The organism is Streptomyces lavendofoliae, assembly GCF_014649735.1.
Lineage (GTDB): Bacteria > Actinomycetota > Actinomycetes > Streptomycetales > Streptomycetaceae > Streptomyces > Streptomyces lavendofoliae.
This window is the reverse complement of sequence record NZ_BMTP01000025.1, coordinates 28,644-51,440: the sequence shown is the minus strand read 5'-3', so window position 1 is coordinate 51,440 and position 22,797 is coordinate 28,644. Positions and strand designations below refer to the sequence as shown.

25 protein-coding genes are annotated in these 22,797 nt (G+C 71.9%); 9 read left to right on the top strand and 16 right to left on the bottom strand.

Going from position 1 to position 22,797, the window contains the following annotated elements; translation table 11 throughout:
• The first annotated feature begins 5 nt into the window (after positions 1 to 5).
• From IE109_RS30860 to IE109_RS30850, 3 genes are all read left to right on the top strand, one after another.
• Positions 6 to 293 (top strand): hypothetical protein, encoded by a 288-nt coding sequence (locus IE109_RS30860; RefSeq protein WP_189554669.1) that lies wholly within the window; start codon positions 6 to 8, stop codon positions 291 to 293.
• Positions 294 to 808: 515 nt separating this feature from the next.
• A complete protein-coding gene (locus tag IE109_RS30855; protein ID WP_229891762.1) occupies positions 809 to 1,075 on the top strand; it encodes a hypothetical protein in 267 nt (88 codons plus the stop codon).
• 226 nt (positions 1,076 to 1,301) lie between these two features.
• Positions 1,302 to 2,183, top strand: coding sequence for an alpha/beta hydrolase (locus IE109_RS30850; RefSeq protein ID WP_189554668.1), 882 nt, complete (start codon positions 1,302 to 1,304; stop codon positions 2,181 to 2,183).
• A 406-nt stretch (positions 2,184 to 2,589) separates the two neighbouring features.
• On the opposite strand, the gene IE109_RS30845 is transcribed toward IE109_RS30850, so the two are convergent.
• Both IE109_RS30845 and map read right to left on the bottom strand, forming a co-directional pair.
• Positions 2,590 to 3,477, bottom strand: coding sequence for a dienelactone hydrolase family protein (locus tag IE109_RS30845; RefSeq protein WP_229891761.1), 888 nt, complete (start codon positions 3,475 to 3,477; stop codon positions 2,590 to 2,592).
• Between the two features lie 491 nt (positions 3,478 to 3,968).
• Positions 3,969 to 4,751: a type I methionyl aminopeptidase gene (gene map, locus IE109_RS30840; RefSeq protein WP_189554667.1), complete on the bottom strand. Its 783-nt coding sequence runs from the start codon at positions 4,749 to 4,751 to the stop codon at positions 3,969 to 3,971.
• Positions 4,752 to 4,818: 67 nt separating this feature from the next.
• Between map and IE109_RS30835 the strand changes: the two genes are divergently transcribed.
• The gene (locus IE109_RS30835) at positions 4,819 to 5,139 is read left to right on the top strand and encodes a helix-turn-helix domain-containing protein (protein WP_189554666.1); all 321 of its coding nucleotides are present in this window, start codon (positions 4,819 to 4,821) and stop codon (positions 5,137 to 5,139) included.
• A gap of 404 nt (positions 5,140 to 5,543) precedes the next feature.
• Here the strand turns inward: IE109_RS30835 and IE109_RS30830 are convergent, their stop codons facing one another.
• The 3 genes from IE109_RS30830 to IE109_RS30820 all read right to left on the bottom strand — a co-directional run bounded on the left by IE109_RS30830 (position 5,544) and on the right by IE109_RS30820 (position 7,499).
• A complete protein-coding gene (locus tag IE109_RS30830) occupies positions 5,544 to 5,960 on the bottom strand; it encodes a VOC family protein (RefSeq protein ID WP_189554665.1) in 417 nt (138 codons plus the stop codon).
• Positions 5,961 to 6,460: 500 nt separating this feature from the next.
• Positions 6,461 to 6,673: a tautomerase family protein gene (locus IE109_RS30825; protein WP_189554664.1), complete on the bottom strand. Its 213-nt coding sequence runs from the start codon at positions 6,671 to 6,673 to the stop codon at positions 6,461 to 6,463.
• Positions 6,674 to 6,716: 43 nt separating this feature from the next.
• Entirely contained in the window at positions 6,717 to 7,499 is a 783-nt protein-coding gene (locus tag IE109_RS30820; protein WP_189554663.1) for an SDR family NAD(P)-dependent oxidoreductase, read from the bottom strand.
• A gap of 111 nt (positions 7,500 to 7,610) precedes the next feature.
• On the opposite strand from IE109_RS30820, the gene IE109_RS30815 reads away from it, so the two are divergent.
• A complete protein-coding gene (locus IE109_RS30815) occupies positions 7,611 to 8,570 on the top strand; it encodes a LysR family transcriptional regulator (RefSeq protein WP_189554662.1) in 960 nt (319 codons plus the stop codon).
• 214 nt (positions 8,571 to 8,784) lie between these two features.
• Positions 8,785 to 9,345: a CchlQ gene (locus IE109_RS30810; protein WP_189554661.1), complete on the top strand. Its 561-nt coding sequence runs from the start codon at positions 8,785 to 8,787 to the stop codon at positions 9,343 to 9,345.
• 64 nt (positions 9,346 to 9,409) lie between these two features.
• Here the strand turns inward: IE109_RS30810 and IE109_RS30805 are convergent, their stop codons facing one another.
• A complete protein-coding gene (locus IE109_RS30805) occupies positions 9,410 to 10,339 on the bottom strand; it encodes an AraC family transcriptional regulator (RefSeq protein ID WP_229891759.1) in 930 nt (309 codons plus the stop codon).
• Between the two features lie 114 nt (positions 10,340 to 10,453).
• Here IE109_RS30805 and IE109_RS30800 point away from each other — a divergent pair, with 114 nt between their 5' ends.
• Positions 10,454 to 11,134, top strand: a complete 681-nt coding sequence (locus tag IE109_RS30800) for an NAD(P)H oxidoreductase (RefSeq protein ID WP_189554660.1) — start codon at positions 10,454 to 10,456, stop codon at positions 11,132 to 11,134.
• 481 nt (positions 11,135 to 11,615) lie between these two features.
• Complete coding sequence (locus tag IE109_RS30795) at positions 11,616 to 12,011, top strand: hypothetical protein (RefSeq protein ID WP_189554659.1); 396 nt, start codon at positions 11,616 to 11,618, stop codon at positions 12,009 to 12,011.
• 229 nt (positions 12,012 to 12,240) lie between these two features.
• Here IE109_RS30795 and IE109_RS30790 read toward each other — a convergent pair whose 3' ends face one another.
• Complete coding sequence (locus IE109_RS30790) at positions 12,241 to 12,669, bottom strand: VOC family protein (protein WP_189554658.1); 429 nt, start codon at positions 12,667 to 12,669, stop codon at positions 12,241 to 12,243.
• Between the two features lie 189 nt (positions 12,670 to 12,858).
• On the opposite strand from IE109_RS30790, the gene IE109_RS30785 reads away from it, so the two are divergent.
• Positions 12,859 to 13,407, top strand: a complete 549-nt coding sequence (locus tag IE109_RS30785; RefSeq protein WP_189554657.1) for a GNAT family N-acetyltransferase — start codon at positions 12,859 to 12,861, stop codon at positions 13,405 to 13,407.
• A gap of 115 nt (positions 13,408 to 13,522) precedes the next feature.
• Here the strand turns inward: IE109_RS30785 and IE109_RS30780 are convergent, their stop codons facing one another.
• The 9 genes from IE109_RS30780 to IE109_RS30740 form a co-directional block, all read right to left on the bottom strand.
• Positions 13,523 to 14,020, bottom strand: a complete 498-nt coding sequence (locus tag IE109_RS30780; RefSeq protein ID WP_189554656.1) for an iron chaperone — start codon at positions 14,018 to 14,020, stop codon at positions 13,523 to 13,525.
• 62 nt (positions 14,021 to 14,082) lie between these two features.
• On the bottom strand, positions 14,083 to 14,775 hold the full coding sequence (locus IE109_RS30775; RefSeq protein WP_189554655.1) for a VOC family protein: 693 nt from the start codon (positions 14,773 to 14,775) through the stop codon (positions 14,083 to 14,085).
• Positions 14,775 to 15,299 carry a helix-turn-helix transcriptional regulator gene (locus IE109_RS30770; protein ID WP_189554678.1) on the bottom strand — a complete coding sequence of 175 codons (525 nt, stop codon included), beginning with the start codon at positions 15,297 to 15,299 and terminating at the stop codon, positions 14,775 to 14,777. Before IE109_RS30770 ends, IE109_RS30775 begins: the two co-directional genes overlap by 1 nt.
• Positions 15,300 to 15,481: 182 nt before the next feature.
• On the bottom strand, positions 15,482 to 15,892 hold the full coding sequence (locus tag IE109_RS30765) for a VOC family protein (protein ID WP_189554654.1): 411 nt from the start codon (positions 15,890 to 15,892) through the stop codon (positions 15,482 to 15,484).
• Between the two features lie 221 nt (positions 15,893 to 16,113).
• Complete coding sequence (locus IE109_RS30760; protein ID WP_189554653.1) at positions 16,114 to 17,202, bottom strand: lytic polysaccharide monooxygenase auxiliary activity family 9 protein; 1,089 nt, start codon at positions 17,200 to 17,202, stop codon at positions 16,114 to 16,116.
• A 929-nt stretch (positions 17,203 to 18,131) separates the two neighbouring features.
• Entirely contained in the window at positions 18,132 to 19,331 is a 1,200-nt protein-coding gene (gene metC / locus IE109_RS30755) for a cystathionine beta-lyase (RefSeq protein ID WP_189554652.1), read from the bottom strand.
• Entirely contained in the window at positions 19,328 to 20,593 is a 1,266-nt protein-coding gene (locus tag IE109_RS30750) for an MFS transporter (protein WP_189554651.1), read from the bottom strand. The genes metC and IE109_RS30750 overlap by 4 nt, the downstream gene beginning before the upstream one ends.
• Positions 20,590 to 21,576, bottom strand: coding sequence for a sulfurtransferase (locus tag IE109_RS30745; RefSeq protein ID WP_189554650.1), 987 nt, complete (start codon positions 21,574 to 21,576; stop codon positions 20,590 to 20,592). The genes IE109_RS30750 and IE109_RS30745 overlap by 4 nt, the downstream gene beginning before the upstream one ends.
• The gene (locus IE109_RS30740; RefSeq protein WP_189554649.1) at positions 21,573 to 22,787 is read right to left on the bottom strand and encodes an ATP-grasp domain-containing protein; all 1,215 of its coding nucleotides are present in this window, start codon (positions 22,785 to 22,787) and stop codon (positions 21,573 to 21,575) included. The genes IE109_RS30745 and IE109_RS30740 overlap by 4 nt, the downstream gene beginning before the upstream one ends.
• Positions 22,788 to 22,797: the final 10 nt, after the last annotated feature.

The window sequence follows — 22,797 nt, the reverse complement described above, 5'->3', positions numbered from 1 at the left end:
CCTTCATGAGTAGTGACCTGGAAGTGAGTGCTCTGGCGATCAACGTCACGATCCCGCAGTCGCTCCGCTGGACGGACACTCGGCGCGGCGAAACGTTCCGACTGACCACGCTCAACGTCCGGCTTCTGCCGGACGGTCACCTCGCCGTGAAGGCCTACGGCCGACCGGTCGCCGGTGGCCGGGGCGCGTACGTCTCATTCCCCGTACCCGACAATCCCGAACTGGCGGTTCTGGTGGCCGACGCTGCCGGCCGCGCCGGGGCGTTGTGGGCCGCCCATCGCGGACTGGGCTGAACCCGACGGCGGCAGCGACGGACACTCCTCAGCGCCTCGTCCTCCCGCTGAGCCGCGCCGTAACGACAACGGCCGCACGCGCGACGGAGAGTGCGAGCCGTCCGCGACCGCGGTGGCGTCCGGCCACAGCGATACCGTCGCCGGCACAGGCAGATCGCTCGGAAGCCGGTCGGGGTACCTGGTGCCGCACCTGTCGGCGGGTGCCACGGGTGGTGAACGTCCCCCGGAGATCCAGCCGGCGTGCCTGTCCGGGCGGTGGGTGACGGGGTTCAATGGCAACCATGATGCGTACACGAGCGCTGTCCCCCACCGTCGCAGGCGCCGTCGCCGCCTGTCTGCTGGCCGCTCTCCCCTCGTGTTCCTCGAATCCCGCCGACGACTCCCCCACCGGCGGCCGGCGTGGCGCCTCCGGGACACCGGCTTCCGCCCCCGCGGAGACGGCACCGCCGTCTCCCTCGCCGACCGGGCCGTGCGCCGACGGGAGGTGTGAGATCGAGGTCGCCGTGGGGGACGTCGTGACGGTTCCGGCACCGTACGGCCTTGGGCCGATCAGGGTTACGGCGATCACCGGCGGCGAGGTCGAGATGGTCGCGCCGCTGACCGGGTCGGGCTACAGCGTTTCCGGCTGTTCCGGTGGCGGCGGCGTGTCGTCGCAGGGCGGCGGCGGTGTCAGGCTGATCTGCGCCGAGGGGCCCACCGCGACGATCAACGACGCGATGAGCCTCAAGGTCGTCAAGGCCACGGACGCGGCCGCCGTTCTGCGCATCGGACCGGCGGAGTGACGTACGGCCCGGTCCCCCTGGGACAGCGCACCCCAGGACTGCGCGACTCGCACTTCGTCGCGTAGGACCGACGACGCGAAACCACATGCTGGAGCGTCTCCGAGCCGGGACGCCCGCGTCACCCCCGGACGCCGCAACTCCTCGGAACCGACAGCCGCTTCGACCCCTGGCTGCCGCGGTCAGAGGGGACGTCAGCCGCGGTGACGGGTGGGGGACAATACACATCATGGACTATGGCGTGCGGGCACCAGCGCGACTCGGACAGACCCGGCTGATGGACGGCCGGCTGCTGGGCTGGGCGGAATGGGGACCGGTCGACGGCGCCCCGGTGCTGCTGTGCCCGGGGGCGGCCACCAGCAGGTGGCTCGGTTTCGGCGGCGGGGTCGTCGACTTGGCCGGGATCCGGCTCATCAGCGTGGACCGGCCCGGCCTCGGCGCCTCCGACCCGGCCCCCGGCCGGACACTGACCAGCTGGGCCACCGACATCCGGCAACTCATCCAGCGGCGCGCCTTGCGCGGCCCGTCGGCGGTGGGGTTCTCACAGGGGGCGCCGTTCGCTCTCGCCCTGGCGGCCCACGGCCTGGTGGACGCGGTTGCCGTCGTGTCCGGGAGCGACGAACTCGCCCATCCTCGCTTCGCCCGCTCGCTGACCCCTCAGGTGAGGGAGATGGTGAACGCCGTCACCGCCGACCCCGCCGCCGCCGAAAACTCCTTCGCGGACTTCGGCAGCGCCGACGCGCTGTGGGAGCTGATCGTCACGACCAGCCCCGAGGCCGATCGCACGGTCTACACCGATCCGGTCTTCCACCACGCCTTCCGGCGCGCCATGGACGAGGCGTTCAGCCAGGGCCCCGCGGGCTATGCCCGCGACACCGTACTGGCGATGGGCCATTGGCCGTTCGCCGCCGACGACATCGCCGTTCCGGTCGACCTCTGGTACGGACAACGGGACACCAGCCCGGTCCACTCACCCGATCTCGGTGAATCGCTCACCCGATTGATCCCGGCAGCGGACCGGCACCTGCTTCCCGCCGCAGCCGGGGCCTTGCTCTGGACACACGCCGAGGCCATTCTGCACACGCTGCTGGCCCGCCTCCGGCGGACCTGACGGAATCGAGCCCTGGGTGGCGCGCAACCGCTGCGGCATGGACGTCCCTGAGCTGCTCGAATCGGCTTCGCTGCTCGTCCCGGAAGAGACCGCCACCGGGAACGACTTCACGGTGCGAGACATCTGGGACTACCTCGTCCAGGACGAGTGGGAGATCGCCCTGGGTTTGCTGACGGAGCTCGGGGACGGTCGCCCGCTTCCTCTGCCGTTCTGGGAGGACCTCGCCCGAGCGGCTGAGCAGCTCCGGCTGGAACGGAGCGCGGCATGGTGCCATTGGCGATGCTCCGAGATCCGCAACGGCTCGGTTCGGGCGGACCTGACTCTCCGTCCTGCCGCCGAGGCACGACGCACGACGTCAATCCCCGGCGCCGGTGTCCTGAGACCCATGTGGGACCTCGGCCACCTTTCATCCACCGGTGAACGCGCGGTCGGCATCGCCTCGCTCTGGGTCGAGAACATGCCCACGCTGGAGCCCGGCGGGCGGGCCACAGTCCGTCTCGTGCCCCTCGCGCCCTCTCACTGGACGCACGTCCAGCCCGGCCAACGGATCACCATGCACGAGGACAGCACCGTGGCCGGCACCGCGGTCGTTCTGGAGGTTCACCGCCCCACCACCGGCACATCCTGAACGGTGACAGCCGCTTGACGGTGCACGTATCCGAGCACGTGGTGCCGCACTCGTCCCTTCGTCGTCCCACTGCAGCAGGACATGCAGCGGAATGGTCACCTGCCGGGCTTCCGCGAACATAACGCGGGGCACGAAGCTTCCGGCGAACAGAACGGCGGCGGAGATGCGCGGCTCGACCACTGCCAGCCGGACCCCGAGGGAGATCACTCCCCCCGAATAGCCGACCGGGCCACCGATCCCGGGCAGCGACAAGAGGGCGTCCAGCGCTGCCTGCCATTCCGGGACCGCCTTCCCGACCAGCGGGAGGACGAGCCGGTCGACGATCTCCTCGGAGACCGGTTCGCCGGCCTCCAGGGCCCGGCGCAAGGCGGCGCGGGCCTCCTCCGCGGCGGCTGATCGGCGCCGTTCGCCGCTTCCGGGGAGCTCGATGGTGGTTGTGGCGAAGCCGTCCGCCGCGGACTGCCGGGCCCGGGCCACCAGACGGGGGTACATGGTGCGCAGTCCGCCGGGGTGGCCCAGCAGAATCAGCGGCTCCGGTGCGGATCGAGGCGCGGGCGCGCGTGTGAACGCGGGCGCGGGCGTCCACAGGATGCCGGGAATCCTGCCGAGGGTGAACTCGCGCTCGACGACGCCGTCGTCGAGGCGCTGCTCGGAGGTGAAGCGCATGGTCGTGCCTTTCGGGAGGGCTCTTGAACGGCGCTCCCGGGCGACCTATCGCCCGGCCGTGACCCCTGAGGGGAGCACCCATGTCGATACTGCGTTCACGGGTACCACCTCCTCGTCCTGTCGCACGGCCTCCGAAAACGTAACAGTGGGTGCGGCGGTCCGCCACATGGTTTTGGGTGGGCTCCAGGGCCGGATGCCGACGAGGCGAGTCGGACGGGGCAAGGCGGGGCCCGACGGCTGGAAGACGGCGGCAGGGCGCCGCCGGCAGCGGCTCCCCGCGGACCACGGCGGACGGCGGACGGCGGACCGACGACCACCCGACAGCGGCGACCGGCGAGTTGTACAGGTCCGGTCCGCCACCGAGTGCCGCTCACCTGCTGTCGCCGCGTCCGGACCCGCTGACGGCCGGACGCGATACCCACCGCAGGTCCCCGACAGGCCCCTTCACGGGTCCGCTGGATGCCGGAACAGAAGGCGCGGGCGGTCGGACCTCAGGGCTGTGCCTGCTTCGGCGAGGTGAGGATCTCGGCTCCGTCCTCGGTGATGGCGATCGTGTGCTCACTGTGTGCTGTCCGGCAGCCTGTCGCACTTCGGAGCGTCCACCCGTCGGCGTCGGTCACGAGTCGGGCGGTGTCCGCCATGACCCACGGTTCCAGCGCGAGCAGCAGCCCGGGGCGGAGCTTGTATCCACGGCCGGGCCGTCCGGTGTTCGGCACGTGCGGGTCCTGGTGCATCGTCGATCCGATGCCGTGGCCTCCGAACTCGGTGTTGATGGGGTATCCCGCCTCGCCGAGGACCGTACCGATGGCATGGGAGATGTCGCCGATGCGGGCCCCGGGCCCGGCAGCGGCGATCCCTGCGGCCAGCGCGCGTTCGGTCGCACTGATGATCGCGACGCTCTCCGGGGGCCTGGCGTCGCCCACGATGAAGCTGATGGCGGCGTCCGCGGCGACGCCGGCCTTGGAGACGGCGAGGTCGAGGGTCAGCAGATCACCGTCGGCAAGCGTGTAGTCGTAGGGCCGCCCGTGGAGCACGGCGTCGTTGACGGCCGTGCAGATGTAATGGCCGAACGGGCCGCGCCCGAATGAGGGCTCGTAGTCGACGTAGCAGGACGTGGCACCCGCTTCGACGATCATGGCCTTGGCCCACCGGTCGATGTCCAGGAGGTTCGTACCGATCGTGCTGCGGCTCTTCAGCGTCTGCAGGATGTCGGCGACCAGGGCGCCCGTGTCTCTTGCTCGGGTCAGCAGGGTGGGATTCAGGATCTCGATCATGTGTGGCGCCCTTCACCGCGTCCAATAACTATACCGGCCATACTGTACCGGTATTAGTATGGTGGTCATGGTCAGACTGCCGCTCACTCCCGCAGAGGTCGAACGCGGACAACGCCTCGGCGCCCTCCTGCGACGGGCCCGGGGCGAGCGCTCGATGCTCGACATCGCGCTCGCCGCCCGCGTCTCACCGGAGACGCTCCGGAAGATCGAGACGGGTCGCGTGGCCACGCCCGCCTTCCCGACCATCGCGGCGATCGCCGATGTCCTCGGCCTCTCCCTCGACGCGGTGTGGGCCGAGATCAGCCAGTCCGAACGTGCCACCGCGCCGACCGGCTCCGGTCACCGCGCAGATGTCTCGTTCCCGCGGGGCGTCGCGGCCGCGGGATGACCGGCACTCGCACCACACTCCCTGGCAACGGCGCCCGACCGGACCGCGAACCGGCCGGGCGCCGGACGGCTCTGGGACAGCGGTACGGCGGGCGGACGGCGACCCGTCAGCGGTGTCGGGCGACAGGACCCGGCGGCCGGACCTGACGGCGCGCCGGACAACGACGCCTGCGCGGCGGTGCGGTGGCGCGAGTGGCGGGCCGACGGCGGCCGAGGTGGATCGACGCGACACGCAGGCCGGTCCGCCGACCGACCGGCCGGATCACCGTCTACCGGGGGCCGACGCTGCGGGACGGACGACACGACGGGACAGCGGCCGACAGCGGCCGACAGCGGCAAGATACGGCGGCGGGTACCGGCAGGGCGGACAGGTGTCGGCCGGTGGGCGGTGGCATCTCCGGGCGGTCAGGCCACGAAGATGCAGAACGGGTGGCCCGAAGGATCGGCCAGCACGTACAGCGGCTCTTTCGCGTCGTCGTGCCGGTCGAGCAGCATACGGGCACCCAGCGACTCCGCCCGCGCGCGTTGCCGGTGAAGCTCCTGCACGTCGGGCACGGTGCAGTCCAGATGCATCTGCATGGGGATGTCGGACCGGGGCCACGTCGTGGGAGGAAGCTCGGCGACCCGCTGGAAGGCGAGCCTGGCGGCGCCGGCGGCATCGCGCAGGACGAGCCAGTCCTTCTCGTCGTCGACGCCACCCTCCTGGGGCGGCTCATCTCCCGGACGGTAGGAAAGTCCGAGCAACTGCCGGTAGAACTCGGCCAGTTCCCTCGGCCGCGTGGTGTCCAGGACCGTCTGCAACAGCTGGGGGTACGCAGTCATGAGACCTCCATCGTCTTCCTCGACGTCCCGGCGCTCAGGTGGGCGGTGTCAGGCACAGCGTCGGCCGGTCGGCGTTCTTTCACTCAGCCGGACACGCCCAAAGCGCCTCGCACGCCACCTCGGCTTCCCTCATGATCTCGCCCCAATCACGCCCGGGACGGGCGGCCTCGGGCGGCCGGGACGCCCGGACGGCCACGGGACGCCGGAGGGCTCCGGATTCGGCCGGACGGACGCCGGAGCGCCCCCCCGGTCGATGTCGTCGAAGTGGGGCCCGGCGTACGACCCCGGCGGCACCGCGCCTTGCCGGGTGGTCGGGGCGGCCTGCATACGTCCGGTACGCGGCGCCCCTCCGGCAGACGGGGCGCGGCACCGGGCGCCGCGCCCCTTCCGGCCCCACCTCGGCGACGCGACGGGCGCCCGTCTTCCGGATCCTGCCGGGCACGCGTGCCCTGGCACGCGCACCCCGCCCCTCTGATCCGGCCTGATCCGAAAGACACGCCCTAGCCGCGAGCGCGGTTGCGGCGGCGGTACTCCCGCGTCGGGACGCCGCCGACACCCCAGTCCTCCAGGTCGACCTCGTCGATGAGGACGAAGGTGGTTGCGGGATCCTTGTCCAGGACCCGGACCAGGAGGTCGGTCACGCCGGCGATGATCTCGGCCTTCTGGGCGGCGGTGGCACCCTCACGGGTGATCTTGACGTTGACGTACGGCATTCGGAGACGCCCTTTCCGCGGAGCGAGTGGTGAGTGGTGGGGTTCAGGCGCGACCGGTGACATGCCCGCCGTCCACGCGCAGGGCGTGCCCGGTGACGAACGTGGCGCCCGCGAGGTAGAGCACCGCCCCGGAGATCTCGCAGACCTCGCCGACCCGGTTCAGCAGGGCCAGCCCGCCGAGGGAGTCCACGTCGGAGCCCGCGTGCAGCGGGGTGCGGATGATGCCGGGAGAGACGAGGTTCACGCGGATGCCGTCGGCGGCGAGCTCCGCGGCCAGGCTCGTCGTCAGCGCGTGCACGCCGGCCTTGCTGACCACGGGCGCGGAGGACGGGAAGCCCGCCAGTGCGTGGTCCACCAGGACGGTGCCGATGTTGACGATGCTGCCGCCCCGGCCCTGTGCCCGCAGTGCGCGCACCACGCTCTGGGTGGTGAGGTAGGTGCCCTTGAGGTTGCCGGTCAGGAAGCCGTCGAGTTCCTCCTCGGTGACCTCGGTGAAGGGCTTCGGCGCGAAGGTGCCGGCGTTGTTGACGAGGACGTCGATGCCGCCGAACCGGTCGAGTGCGGTGCGGACGAGGGCTTCGCCGGTCGCCGGCTCGGCGATGGCGCCCGCGACCCACGCGGTCCGCTCCGGCCGGCCGAGGCCGGCCACGGCCTTGGCGAGGCGGTCGGCGTCCCGGCCGTTGAGGACGACGTTGGCGCCGCTCGCCAGGAAGGCGCGAGCGATGCCCAGGCCGATGCCGCTGGAGGAGCCGGTGACGATGGCGGTGGTGGCGAGGGCGGTGTTGGTGGTGCCGGCGGTGTTGGTGTCCGTGCGGGTGACGGTCATGATGCGTGCGCCTTTCGTGGCGGCTTGGCCTGTCTGCTGACACCGGAGAACCTACGGACGGCCGATCCATAACACCACGACGGAAATTGAAGCCTGCCATAATCCCGCGTTATGGATGTGGACCTGCGTGACCTTGAGCTGCTGGACGCCACCGCCGAAGCCGGCTCGCTGACCGCTGCCGCCGAACGGCTCTATGTGAGCCAGCCGGCGCTGAGCCAACGGCTCACCCGGCTGGAGGCCCGCCTGGGCATGCCCCTCTTCGACCGCAAGGGCCGCCGCCTGGTCCCCAACGCCGCCGGCCGCCGCCTGCTGGTCGCGGCCCGCCAGGTCCTCGGTGAACTGGAGTCGGCCTCCCGGGACCTGCGAGAGCTCCGTGACGGGCGCGACCGGCGGGTCCGCTTCACCGCGCAGTGCAGTACGACCTACCCCTGGCTGCCGCCCGTGCTCCGCGGCTTCCGCGAGCGCGAGCCGGACATCGACGTACGCATCGAGACCGTCCCCGACGACGCGCCGATCCCGGCGCTCCTCGCCGACCTGGTCGACGTCGCCCTGGTCACCAAGCCGGACCTGCAGATGGACCGGGTGTCACTGACCAGGCTGTTCGAGGACGAGATGGTGGCCGTGGTCCCGGCCGGACACCCGTGGGCCTCGCGCGCGCACCTGACCGCCCGTGATTTCGACGGCGCCGACCTGGTCCTCTACGACTTCTACGACCAGAAGCGCATCCCCTCGATACCGCTGCCGATCCCCGCCGGTGCCCGGCCGGCCCGCATCACCACCATGCCCGTGGTGACCGACCTGGTGGTCGAGATGGTCGCGGGCGGACAGGGCGTGGCGGTGTTGCCCAACTGGGCGGCCACCCCGTACGCGGCCTCGCACGACCTCGCTCTCGTCCGCATCGGCGCACGGCCGCTGACCCGCACCTGGTTCTGCGCCACCCGGACCGGAGCGCGCCCGCCCCATGTGGAGACGTTCGTGCAGGAACTCACCTCCCGGCTGGCGGCGCCCGGACTCGTGGCACCAGCAGGCGACGACGTCGTGCGCGTCGCCCCGGCGACGGTCGACGGCTGACGCCGCAGGTCGCACGCCGCGCCGCGTCCGGCCGGACCCGGCCACGGGCCGGCCGCACGGCGTGCTCGCCCCCGCCGACGTCGCCGCGAGCGGCGTGCGCGTCAGGGGGCGCGGGTGGGCGCCCCTAAGTGCGTGGCCGGTGCTCGCGGTCGGGCATGATGCGCGGAAGGACGGCGCGGGGGGCGCGCCCTTCCACCGACTGGGGGGACACGGTATGGAGTGGGGAACACTGGCCGCCACACTGGGCGGTGGCCTGATCGCGATAGCGGGCACGGTCCTGGCCGACCGGCTGCGTACCCGCCAGGAACACCGCCGCGGCCTTCAGGCGCGCCGCCGGGACGTCTACACGGAGTTCATCACGGCGGCGGGCACCGCCCACACCGAGCTGCGCCGCCTCGCGCAACGGGGGGCCGCGACGACCGATCTGGAGGAGGCGAGCCGCCTGGCACTGACGGACGCCCGCGTCTACGAGGTGCGCGAGCGTCTCTTCATCGACGCCAGCGCCCGGGTCGCGGGCGCGGGCCAGACGCTGTTCGAACGCCTCCGCGCCCTCCGGAGGGCGGTCGCCGGCGGCGCGGGCATCTCGACGCCCGCGTTCCACGAGGTCTACCACCCCTACCTGGACGCCGTGTGGGCGTACCGCGAGGCCGTCCGCGACGAGCTGGAGGGCCATGCCCTCACCCCGGCCGATTTCGGCTGGTCCGCGTGGGACGGCCGTGAGCGCTGCCCACACTGCGCGGAGACCGGCGCGGACACGACGTCCGGACAGCGCTGACCCCACCGGAAGGCCGTGCATCCGGTCCGCGGGTTCCTTCGCCTTCGCCGGACCGCTGCGGGACTCAGGCCGCCGCTGCGCGAAACGCGCTGGGGCTTCGGCCCTTGTGGCGTTTGAACGCGGCGCTGAAGCCGAAGGCGTCGGCGTACCCGACAGACCTCCCGATCCGGGCGATACTGAGATCGGTGTCGGTCAGCAGCGTCGCGGCCTCGTCCATGCGGCATTCGGTGAGGTAGGCGAGGGGCGGGCGGCCCATCAGCTTGGTGAAGCGCTTGGCGAACAGCGCCCGGGAGACGCCGGCTCGCATGGCCAGCGACGCCACCGTCCAGGCGTCCGCGGGCCGGTCGTGGAAGGCCTCCAGGGCGGGGGCGAGGACCGGGTCGGCGAGGCCCCGGTACCAGCTGGGCGCGTCGGCGCCGGCCTGGTCGAACCAGCCGCGCAGCGTGCACACCAGGGCCCAGTCGAGGAGTCGGTCCATCAACGCCTGCGAACCGGCCGAGCGTTGGGCGGCGTCGATGGCGGCCGTCTCCAGCCAGGCGCAGACCTCGGCGTCCTCGGTGATCACCAGGACGGGCGGCAGGGACCGCAGGAGCCGCTCGTGGCGGTGGCCCGAGGCGCGGTAGGCGCCCACGATCAGGGCGGTCGCCTCCTCGGAGTCGGCACCCCAGTGGATACCGCCGAGTTGCCGGGCGGTGCACTCGGTGTCCGTGGCGAAGCAGGCGATCTCGTACGCCTCATGGAAGCTGTCGGCGGTGCCGGGACCGTCCGCCAGATGGAACGGTGCGGGGCCGCTCACGATGGCCGTGTCGCCCGCGCCGACCGCTCGCTCGGTGCCGTCGGGCAGCAGCAGGGTGCCCCCGCCGCGCAACACGCTGATCATGGTGAGCGGTGCGTCGTCCGCGAAGCGGATGGTCCAGGGGGCCGTGAGTACGGCGTGACTGACGACCGAACCTTCGGCCCGTATGCCGCTCAGAAGCGAACTCAAAGGATCCACGGAACGGATCGTAGACGATCTCCTATGTTCCGGAGCGTTTCTCCCATGGATCATCTACGCCGTTCCCGGCTGTACTGGAGGCATCGAACCGACCGAAGCCAGCCGGGAGACACCGTGACGCAGCACGACACCCATGCCAGGACAGCCCTCGTGGTCGTGGCCCACCACCGCACCGATTCCCTCACCGCCCACACGGCCCGCCGTGCGGCCGCCCGGCTCGAAGCCGCCGGATACCGCATCGACTTGCTCGACCTGCACGCCGAGGGGTTCGACCCACGGATGAACACGTCGGACCAGCCGGACTGGGGCAACAGGGAGAAGGCGTACTCGGACGAAGTCCACGCCCATATGCGGCGTGTCCTCGCCGCCGATGTCGTCGTCGCCGTCTTCCCGGTGTACTGGCAGAGCGTGCCCGCCATCCTCAAGGGCTGGATCGACCGCGTGTGGAACTACGGCTTCGCCTACGGCCGCAGCAAGCCCCGCCTCGCCGGCAAGCGCATGCTGTGGCTGGGCCTGGCCGGCGCCACCGCCGACGATCCCGTCGTGGAGGGGATGCGAGCCGTCCTCGAAACCAATCTGAGCGAAGGCATCGCCTACTACTGCGGCTTCTCCCACTCCACCGTCGGGCTGCTCACCGGCGCGGAGGAGCGCCCGCAGCGCGTCGACGCCGAAGGGAACCTCCTGGTCGGCGAAGCGGTCACGGGCGCCGAGCGAGAGGCTCAGTACGCCGATCTCGACCGGCGGGCCGGGGAGTTCGTGGAGAGGTTCGCCGCCGAGGAACCCGTGCCGGCCTGACCGCCGGGGGGACGTGTGGCCGTGGACGACCGCGTGGGGTGTCGGTCGTCAGCGGCCGAGCGGCGATGCGGCAGTCCTCGAAGCCCGGTGTCCGTGCCAGGACGGTGATCGCATGGGCGTCGTACGACGCCACTTCCGCATGGCCGGGCTGCCGGGGTCCGGAGGTGCGGGTGGCGGTGCGCGTGTCCTTGGTGGTCCCGGTTCCGGCCGGCGGACGGCCGGACGGCGGATCGCGCGCCGGCAGCACCGCCGGGATCGTTACGGGGAGCGGGACGGGGACGGCACGGTGGCGCACCGGCGCGGCGGGCAGGCAACGTCACGAGGCCCGCCCCCCGGCCCGCCCCTGGCAACGGGGCAGGGGGCGCGGCGGCAACGCGCACACGGCCGCACGGGCATGGCGGCTCTCGTACCGGGCAGCACACGTATAGTCCCACGCCGGATTCGGCGCGGGCACGGACACGTGAGGACGGAGAAGCATCCGTTGGACTGGCTGTTCATCGTGAAGCCCGCGGACACCGCCCCCGACGGGGGCTCCTCGGACAAGGACCACATGCTGCACCTCGCCGAGAGCGCACCGCGCCAGGCGTGGTGCCTGTCCAGGTGGCGGCGCATGGCCCCGGGCGACCGCTTGTGGATCTACTTCGCCTCGCCGGTGCGGGAGGTCGCCGCCGTGGCCGTGATCGAGGACGAGCCGCGTGAGGTGACCGGAAGCCCCCGTCAGCCGTGGCGGTTCACTGCGACGCTGGACGCGGCGGCGACCCGCCGCCTGCACGGCGCCCCCGTCCCGCTGCGCGCCCTGTCCAACCAGCACCCCCAGGGGGTCACCCGGGTGAAGGACGCCGACCTGGGGCTGCTGATGCACCGCGCGGGCCTGTAGCGGTTCCGCCGTACCCGGTTCATGCCCGGCGTCTCTTGGGCGACGGCCTCGCACGTCCCGCGGCCCCGCGCCCGTCCGCCCACCGGTCACGTGCACGAGGGGCCGCCGAGCGACGCAGCGGCGTCCGCTGTGCCTCCCGGACCAGGTCGACCGCGTGACCGCAGAGTGCTGGTGCCCATGGGGGGGGCGGGTCGGCGAGGCGGCTCCCACCTCGCCGTTCGCGGGACGATCAGTCGATGCAGAACTCGTTGCCCTCGATGTCGCGCATCACGATGCAGGAGTCGTGGCCGTCGTAGAGGAGCTCCACGCGTACCGCGCCGAGCGGGACGAGGCGAGCGCATTCGGCCTCGAGCACGGCCAGCCGCTCCTCCCCCACGAGGCCGGTACCCACTCTCACGTCGAGGTGCACCCGGTTCTTGGCCACCTTGCCCTCGGGGACGCGCTGAAAGTACAACCTCGGGCCCACACCCGAGGGATCACTGCAGGCGAACCACGAACCGCGGTCCTCGGGGGCCTGGGAGAGCCGGTAATCGTCCCAGGTGGCGAACCCCGCCGGTGGCGACGGTACGACGTACCCCAACACCTCGCACCAGAAGCGAGCCAGACGCTCCGGTTCCGCGCAGTCGAAGGTGACTTGGAACTGTTTGATCGATGGCATCGGCGCACCCTACCAGCGGCTCCATCGCCCACTCGGTCCACGTACCGGTCCCACCACCCGCCCGGTCGGCGGTCTCCGCCGGCCGGCGTGACGAGGCGGCGTGACGAGGCGGCGTGGCGAGGATGGGCTCCTGACGCGGGGCACTCACTCACATGATCGTCTCTTCGTGCGGGGCCCTACCATGGCGTCATGTCCTCTCCCCCGTCACGAGTCGTACTGTGCCCGCTCACCCTGGCCGACCAGGACGAGTTCTGCTCGCTCGTGAGGGCCAGCACCGAACTCCACGCACCCTGGATGCAACTGCCCGCCGGCGCGGAGGAGTTCCAGGACTGGATGCACCGCTTCGACGACGGCTCAAGTCTGGGTTTCCTGATCCGCGTGCGGGAGACCGGTGCGGCTGCCGGCATGGTCAACATCAACTCGGTCATCCGTGGCCGCTACCAAGGCGCGTCCCTCGGCTGCGCGGCCTTCGCCCCGTCCGCGGGGCGGGGGTACATGACGGAAGGGCTCACGCTCGTCCTGCGTCACGCCTTCGACGACCTGAGGCTCCACCGGCTGGAGGCGAACATCCAGCCGGCGAACGAGGCGTCCCTCTCCCTGGTCCGGCGTCTGGGCTTCCGTTACGAGGGGCTGTCGCCCGCCTACCTGTACATCGCCGGGGCCTGGCGCGACCACGAGCGCTGGTCCCTCACCGCACCGTCTCCCTGGACGCCCGACCCTTCCCTTCCCGAGGTCTAGGCCTTCCTCCGGGTCACGGCCATGTGCGGCGGGGCGGCCGGAGGGTGCCCGGCCGCCGGCCGCGGCCCCCGCACGACCGTGTGGCGCGCGGGCGCCATGTGCGGCCCGGGCATGGTCACTGCTGGTCCCGGCCCACCGCCTGCTTGACCAGCGCGCTGATGCGCTGCTCATTGGCCGCGGTCAGCTCCTTCACGGCGTAGGCGGTCGGCCACATGGCGCCGTCGTCGAGTGCCGCCTGGTCGCTGAAGCCGAGCGTGGCGTACCTCGTCGTGAACTTCTGGGCGCCCTGGAAGTGACAGAGGACCTTCCCGTCCCTGGCGTAGGCGGGCATCCCGTACCAGAGCCTGGGGGTGAGGTCCGGAGCGGCGGTCCGGATGATGTCGTGGATCCGCTCGGCGAGGACCCGGTCCGCTTCCGGCATCTCGGCGATCTTCGCGAGCACGTCCCGCTCGGCCGCGGCTTCCTTCTCCGCCCGGGACGAACCGCGCCGGGCCGCCGCCCTCTTCCGCTCCCGCGCGTGTTCCTTCATCGCGGCCCGCTCCTCGGCGGTGAATCCGTTGTACTGCTCGGTGGACGTGCCGGTGCTCTCGGCGGACGGCTTCGCGGACGGCATGGCGGGTTTCCTCTCGTACAGGGGGTCGGGCGTGTGGCGGGACGGGAGCGCGGGGCAGCGCGTCAGGACGGTGCGGGCGACATGGACGGTGCGGGCGACATGGACGGTGCGGGGGTGGGCGACGCGGTGGTCTCCCAGGCGAAGCCGTCCGGGTCGGTGAAGGGTTCGGCGGCGCTGCCGAGGACGATGCGGTGGGATCCGGTTCCGTCGGCGGGGACGCCGAGGTCCTTGGCCAGGCCGCGCCGCTTGTACAGCGCCAGCTTGACGGGGCTGGACCCGCCGGAGGTGAACTCGGCGTACCTCCCGCCGAAGCTCCTGGCGACGGTCAGGCCCCGGCCGGCGTAGAACCGCTTGCTGACCTTGACGTCCTCGACGCCGAGCAGGAGGACGAGCTCGTCGATCTCGCGGGTGGCCGGGCCCACGTCCTTCTTCTCCGAGGTCGCGACCTTCCAGATCGTCCCGTCCGGGGCCTGGACGACGCCGCCGTATCCCCACAGCGACTTCGCGGCGGGCTTCAGGACCGTGGCGCCGACGTCCATGGCGGCCTCGACGAAGCTGTCGACGGTAGCCGGCCCGGACACGGTGAGAGCCAGGGTGAAGCCACGGAAGCCGGTGGACTGCGCCTCGGACGCCCGCAGGCGTATGCGCGTGTCCACCCCGAAGGCGGTGGAGAAGCGGTGGGCGGCCTCCACGTCGGCCACCTCGAGGGTGACTGACGCGATGGACGCGGTGGACGTGGTGTGTGCCATGACCATCACGCTAGGGGCCGCTCACCGGTGGTGGCTTCTCGATTCCTGACCGGTCTTGTCACCTGCTTCGCCACACAAGCCGGCATCCCCTCCACGGTCAGGGGCGCGGATGCCGCGTCGTGGGCCGCGTGCGCGCCATCGGCGGGGTCGGCCGCCATGGCCGCCGCCCGGCGCCGGAAGGCTCCGGGCGACATGCCGACCAGCTCGGTGAAGCGGGTGGTGAAGGTGCCCAGCGACGCGCAGCCGACCATGAAGCAGACCTCCGTGACACTGAGATCGCCCCGCCGCAACAGCGCCGCCGCGCGCTCGATGCGTCGCGTCATCAGGTACGCGTACGGCGACTCGCCGTATGCGGCCCGGAACTGCCGGCTCAGGTGCCCCGCCGACATGTTCACGTCGCGGGCGAGGGCCTCCACGTTCAGCGGCTGCGCGTACTCCCGGTCGATCCGGTCGCGCACGCGGCGCAGCCGCGCCAGATCAGCCAGGCGCTGCGCCTGGACGCGGGCACGCCGCCACTCGGCCTGGCACATGAGCACCACTCCCCTGTTTCCGTTCACCGTCGACGTCCACGAGCGCCTGTCGTACACAGCGTTGGGCGCGGCCCTCGTGAGCGGCCGGTACGGCGGTGCCGCCGCGCCGGTACGCCGCCGCGTTCCTCGCAGGTGGTCGCGATGCCGGCCCGCGCCGCGGCCGGCATCGCCGCCCGTACGGCTCAGCGCAGCTCCTGGATGCGGACCAGGTTGCCCGCGGGGTCACGGAAGGCGCAGTCGCGGATGCCGTACGGCTGCTCGGTCGGCTCCTGTACGACCTCGGTGTCACCGGCCTGCACCTTCTCGAACGTGGCGTCGAGGTCCGGGGTGGCCAGCAGGATCCAGCCGTAGGTGCCCTTGGCCATCATCTCGGTGATGGTGCGGCGCTCCTCCTCGGTTACTCCCGGGTCGGCGGCCGGGGGCGCCAGAAGGATCGACGTGTCGGGCCGGCCGACCGGGCCGACGGTGATCCAGCGCATCCTGCCCTGTCCGACGTCACTGCGGACCTCGAAACCGAGGACGTCGCGGTAGAAGGCGAGCGACGCGTCCGGATCGTCGTGCGGGAGGGAAGTCATGTGAATGGTGATGTCCATGACCGGCAGACTAGGTGTGCTCGGTGAGCGGCGCTTCTCGATTCCTGATCGATCCGGCTTCCCGTGGATGGCGCCCGACGCCGACGTCGGCGCGGCCGGCGAGGACGAACCGGGCGACGGGCCGTGCGGTTGCGGTGGCGGTGCGGGTATCGGGGCCGCAGGACGACCGGGCGGCAGCGCCGGCCCCGCGCGAAGGCGGAGCCGGCGCGTCGTCGCCGGTGTTACGGGTTGACGCAGGTGAGGGAACCGACCGGCAGGTTGTTGCCGGTCGAGGTGGCGGTGAAGCCGAACGTCACGGTGCCGTCCGGCGGGATGGTGCGGTTGTGGTCGACGTTCCTGACCGTGACCGCCCCGTCGGAGCCGGTGGCGAGGGTGCCGTTCCAGACCTGGTTGATCTTGGTGCCGGCGCCCGGCTGCCAGCGTACGGCCCATCCGTCACGAGCCGTGGTGTTGTGGTTCATCACCTCGACGGACCCCTGGAATCCGCCGTTCCAGTAGTTCGTCACCTTGTACAGGGCCATGCATCCGGAGTGCGGGTCGGTCGGCGTGGGGGTCGGGGTCGGGGTCGGCGTGGGGGTCGGGGTGTTCCCCGAGCCACGGATGCCGGTCACCTCGCCGTTGCCGCCGTCGAAGACGATGTCGGAGCAGGAGAAGAAGTTCTCCTGACTGTCCGACCGCACCCACTGGATGTACATCATCGCGTCACCCGAACGGCCCGAGGGCAGCTTCAGGTCCCAGTAGTAGTGGCCGCCTTCGGATCCCACCGAACCCGACTGCGGGGGGTTGGTCACCGTCTGGATCAGCTCCAGGTCGCCCCAGCCCAGCGGCTTGGCGGGCGAGTAGCCGGGCTTGGAGACGTAGACCCGGAAGTCACCCGGGTGCGCCGCCCAGTTGCTGTGCTTGATCCTGATCGTCGCCCCGGATGTCAGGTGCGTCCGGGGCCAGTCCGCGCGAGCGGCGTTGTAGCCGGTGAAGTTGTACGGGGAGCGGTCACCGGCGCTGCACAGTTTCCCGTCCGGGACGTAACCCGGGCCGCGCCCGCCCGCGTTGGAGTCCAGTACGGCGAACCAGTTGTACAGCGCGGTGGAGCCGCTCTCCGCGAGCGCCGCCCTGCACGCCGGGTTCGTCGGGTCGAGCCCGCCCGTGCTGGTCCTGGCGTCCAGGTAGCAGAGGTAGGTCCGCGATCCCGGCGTCATCGTCACACCGTGCGCCTGCGCGGTGTTCTGGCCGATCAGGGCAAGACCGAGCCCACTGAGCAGGGTGGCCAGGACCGCCAGTAACGACAGTGTTCGTCTCTTGCTTCGAGCCATGGTGTCTCCTGAGGTGGATGGGTGCGTCGTTCTCCTCGGCGGTCGCCGGGCCGGCCGGGCATGGCGCCCCACGCCGGCTCACCGCCCATGGAGGCGGGGAGCCGCGGGGTGTGGGCACAGGGGGCGGCCGTGCTGGGGACGCCCGCGCCTGCGCCACGGGGGCGACCGGCGCGCCGGACAGGTCGCGGGCGGCTCGTGGGCGGTGCGGAAGCTGACGTGGTGACGATCGCATGCGGGGCCTCTCTCCGAGAGAACCGGATCAGGCGAGGTGATGTGCGGGTCGGGGGCGCCCCCTTCCCTCAAGTTGGGAGCGCTCCCATCACGGCTTCGTCGCGACTGTAGGAGCACGGCGACACGTCTGACAACCCTGTGAACGGCGATCCGTCGAAAGGAATGCGACAGTGCAGGTCGGACGGGCGGGCTCGGAGCACGGCCGACCGACGGGGAGGGCGCGAGGAGACGAGGGGAGCGCTCCTCGGCACGCGTCTCCGTCCCGTCGCGCGGCCCTCCCGCCCGGCCCTCCCGCCCGGCCCTCCCGCCCGGCCCTCCCCCGGCGGGTCGGGTCGGGGCGGACCGGGTCCGGTCAGGTCAGGTCAGGTCCGGTCAGGTCAGGTCAGGTCAGGTCAGGTCACGTCGTCGGGCGCGGCGTCCACCGCGCACCGGAAACTGGTCAGGCTCGCGGTCGAGCGGTCCGAAGGCATCGACGGGCGCCCGCGAGCAGGCCGAAGGCGAGTCCGGCGAGCGGGACCGGGAGTCGCGCGTCGGGAAGGAGGCGGGGTACCGCGCCGGCACGTGGAGGCGGTGAGCCCGGCGCCCTGGTGCCGGGCTCCTCGCGGAGTCGGCCGCGGCGATACGGGACGGGCCCCCGCGCGGCCGGACCGCCCGGGCGCGCCGCCCGGAAGAGGCCGGACACGCGGAGGGCGCCGGACTCAGCGGCTGGGGCCGGCGTGCGGTGACAGCGCCGCGAGTCCGGCGGCGAGATCCTCCTTGAGGTCGTCGAGGTCCTCGAAGCCCGCGTGGACCCTGAGCAAGGGCCCACGGCCGGCCCACGTTCCCGGCAGGCGGTGCGCCACCGGATCGGTGGGGACGACGAGGCTCTCGTAACCGCCGTAGCTGTGGCCGAGGCCGAACAGCCGGAGACGTCCCAGGACGGCGTCCACGGCCTCCGGACCGAAGCGGGGTTCCAGCTCCAGTCCGAACGGCCCGGCGGCGCCGGAGAAGTCGCGGAGCCAGAGGTCGTGGCCGGGGTGCTCGGGGAGGGCGGGGTGGAGGACACGGGCCACGCCGGGCTGCTTGGCGGCCCAGCGGGCGAGCTCCGTCGCTTGCCGCTGATGCTCACGCATGCGGACACCCAGCGTGCGCAGCCCGCGCAGCCCCAGGTAGACGTCGTCCGCGCCGGCGCACTGCCCCAGGCGGATCGCGGCCTGCCGCACCGGGGTGAAGCTGTCCTCGGTGCACACGACGGCACCGAGGATGCTGTCGGCATGGCCGGTCAGGTACTTGGTCGCCGAGTGCACGACGACGTCGGCGCCCAGGTCGAGCGGACGGCAGAAGGCGGGTGTGGCCCAGGTGTTGTCGATGAGGGTGACGATGCCCCGGGGCCGGCACACCGCGGTGATGGCGGGGACGTCCTGCACGTCGAAGGTGGTGGAACCCGGGGATTCCAGGTACACCAGCCGGGTACGGGGACGGATCAGGTCGCCGATCGCCTCGCCGGCCCCGGGGTCGTAGTACTCGGTCTCCACGCCCAGTCCGGCGAGGGAGTCGCAGAACTTGCGGGTGGGCACGTAGACGGAGTCGCTGACGAGGATGTGGTCGCCGGCCCGCGCGTAGGCCAGGACGGCCGTTGTGACGGCGGCGAGACCGGAACAGGTGGTGACGGACGCGTACCCGCCTTCCAGTTCCGCCAGTGCGTCCTCGAAGGCGCGGGTGGTCGGGGTCCCGAAGCGGCCGTACACGGGCATCGCCCGCTTGAGGGGGTCGGCCTGTGAGACGTCCATCTCGGCGACGTCCTCGTACAGCACCGTCGACGCCCGGTGGACGGGTGGGTTGACGTACCCGTGCCGGCGCGTCGGGTCGGAACCGGCGTGGACGAATCCGGTCGCCGTCGTACGTTGCCGCCGGGTCACCGGACCGCCTCCAACTCTGGGTCCGCACCGCGTTCCCGGTGCGTTCGGGCATGACGACCGCCGCCGAGCGCCGCGGCCATGAGCGCGGCCAGCAGGCACTGGGCGGCCACGGCGAGCCAGAACGACTCCGGCTCGCCCGCGTCCTGGAAGTGCGCGAACAGGAAGCCGCCCACGACGCCGGCGAGGAGTCCGCCGATGCCGGCGGTCAGCCTCTGGACCCCGAAGGCGAAGGCCGGGTTGCCCGGCACCCGGTCGACGAGCTCCAGGTCGCAGCGCAGGAAGAGGAACACCTCGCCCAGCGTGAACAGGGCCGTGCCCAGCAGCAGCGAGGGCGTTCCCCGCAGATACATCACGCCCATGCCTGCGGCCATCAGCGCGAAGGAGACGACGAGCAGGGGACGGAACGGGGCCCGTGCGATCCGGTCCGCCAGTGGGGGCTGGAGCAGCACCACCATGGCGCAGTTGGTGAGCATGATCCACCCCAGCGCGTGGATGCCCGACGTGGACGCCGCGTACAGGCCGATGAAGCTCTGGAAGAAGAAGTAGAGGTAGAAGGCGAGTGCGGTGAACAGCATCGGACGCAGCGCGCTGCGCAGTGCGTGGCGTCCGCCGCGGCCGGCCCGCCCCGTGGCGGCTCCGGCGCCGGCACTCGCGGGAACCACCGGCCGCCCGGGCACGGGCTTCATGGTGAACTGGTGGGCCGCGGTGATCAACGCGAACAGCACGGCGGCGCTGACGAGCAGAACGGCCGGATCGGCGTCCATCAGCAGGGCGGCGAGCAACGGTCCGAGGCCCATCCCCGCGTTGAGGGCGGCGCTGCTCACCGCGAGGAACAGGGGCCGCAGCTCGTCGGAGACGCTGGTGATGATGTACGCCTTGTTCGCCGGGAGGTACAGCGCGGGCCCGGCGGCGACGAGGACCACTGCCGGGTAGGCGACCCAGGGCACGCGGAGCGCGATGCCGAGGAGTACGAGGCCAGCGGTACGCAGGGCCAGGGAGGCGACCATCGTCTCCTTGAGCCCCAGCCGGTCCACCACGACGCCGCCGAGGATGCTGCCGCCGAACTGGATGAACGTCGCGACGGCGACCAGCACGCCGGCGACACGGATGTCCAGGCCGACGCCCTCGACCATGAGCACCCCGATGAAGGGGGTGACCATGTAGCTGCCGAGGGCGACGATGAAGGACAGGACGATCAGGGCCTTCAGGCTCGGCGTCAGGGAGCGGAAGGTCTGCCACTTCGCGAGGAGCGACGCCTTCACGGGCGGGTGTTCCCGTCCTGGCTGGTGCCGTCGCGGCTCGTGCCGTCCCCGGTGGTCCCGTCCCCGGTGGTCCGGCCCCCGGTGCTCCCGGCGGCCGGTCCGGCGGCCCCGCCGGCCGGCCCGGTGACCACGGGGAGCGGGGACGGCAGGCCCCACTCGCTCCAGGACCCGTCGTACACGGCGATCTCGTCGTACCCGGCCAGTTCGGCCCCGAGGGCCAGGACGCAGGCGGTGACGCCCGATCCGCAGCTGAAGACCAGCGCGCGCCGGTCACCGGCGACATCGGAGAAGACCACGCGCAGTTCGTCGACCGGGCGCATGGAGCCGTCCGTCTGGAGGTCGCCGAACGGCAGGTTCAGCGCGCCGGGCATGTGGCCGCCGCGCAGGCCGGGCCTGGGCTCCGGGGCCTCGCCCGTGAACCGCTCCCGGGTACGGGCGTCGAGGACGGCCGTACCGGGTTCGGACAGGGCGGCCGACACGCGGGTGCTGTCGACCAGCAGCCCCGGGCGGGGCCGGGCCGTGAAGTCACCGCGGGGTCCGGAGTAGGCGGGCGCCTCCGGTCGTACCTCGTATCCGGCGGCCGTCCAGGCCGGGAGCCCGCCGTCGAGGACCGCGGACCGGTCGAAGCCCATGGCGCGCAGCATCCACCAGGCGCGTGCGCTGGAGTAGATGCCCGCGCCGTCGTAGACGACGACCGTGCTGCTGTCGTCGATGCCGAGGGCTCGTACCTCCTCGGTGAACGCGTCCGCGTCCGGCATGGTGTGCGGCAGGGGGCCGGTGTGGTCGGACAGCGCCCCGTCGATGTCGAAGGGCCGCGCTCCGGCGATGCTCCGCGGGGAACCCCGGTGTGCGCCCACGGAGGCGTCGAGGACGACGAGGCCGGGGCTGCCGAGCCGCTGGGCGAGCCAGTCGGCCCGCACCAGGGGGCCGGGGAGCTCATGGTCGGCGGGCAGGGCCGGACGGCCCTGGTACGGGGTGTTCACCGTGCGTTCTCCTCACGATCGGCAGGACGCCACCGGACCTCTGCGGCATACCAGGCGGCCACCGCCTGCATGTTGGCGGCCACCTCGTCCTCCGTGTCGCCGTCGACGACGTAACCGGCGAGGTAGAGCCCGGACTTCACGCCGCCGTGGAACTCCTGTCCGATCCGCCCGGTGTACGACACCTCGCGGACGCAGTCCGGTTCCCCGCCGGTCGGCAGGTGCTCCAGTACGCCGGTCGAAGGGGGGATGTTCAGGCACCCGGCGGGGCGGTAGCCGGGCTCGCCGAGGGTGGAGGGCAGTCCGCACTCGGCGTACAGCCACTCCTTGTCCAGGTCGATGCCGAAGGCGTGCCTGACCATGGCGCTGATCATGCCGCCCCCGGTGCGGCTGGCGATCTCGCAGAACACGATCCGGTCGTCGGGGGTGATCCAGAGTTCGGCGTGGAAGGCGGTGTGCGGGGGCGTCGGCAGCTCGTCAAGTACCGATCCCACGGCTTTGACCAGCCGGTCGTAGGAGGCGTCCCGCGGCGACAGGGGGAGGCAGCCGACCCAGTCGTCGTCCCGGAACGACAGGCAGTCGTTCACGTACTGGAAGGGGTGGACGAACACCACTTCACCGTCCACCACCAGCCCGTCGACGTGGTACATCCGGCCTTCGACGAACGTTTCGATCTGGCTGGTCCCCCGCCAGGGCCGGGCGAGGTAGGCGTCCAGGTCGCCCTCGTCGCGGATGACGCGCGCGCCGAGGGAGCCCGACTCGGAGACGGGCTTGATGACGACCGGGTAGCCGTGTTCGGCGACGAACTCCACCGCCGTGTACGCCGAGTCGAGGAGCCGGTACTCGGGAACCTCCACGGCGCCGCCGGCGAGGTGGTCCTTCATGACCACCTTGTCGCGGAACGCCAGGGCGCTCGCGGTGTGCTGACCGGGCAGGCCCAGCAGTTGGCGCAGCTGGGCCGCCCGGACCACGTCGGCTTCGGCTCTCGCGAAGACCGCTTCGACGACGTGTTCACGAGCCAGTCGCAGTGCCGTCTTCTCGACGAGCTGGTTGGTGTCGTAGTCGTCGAACGCGTGGACCAGCGGCAGGTGCGCGTAACCGGGCGCGAACTCGGTGGTCGTCAGGATGACCGGCTCGATGCCGGTTCCGGCCAGCCACTGGTCGTACGGAGTCTTGGAGTACGGGGTCTTGGCGAAGACGAGGACGTGGCGCATGGTGGGGGTT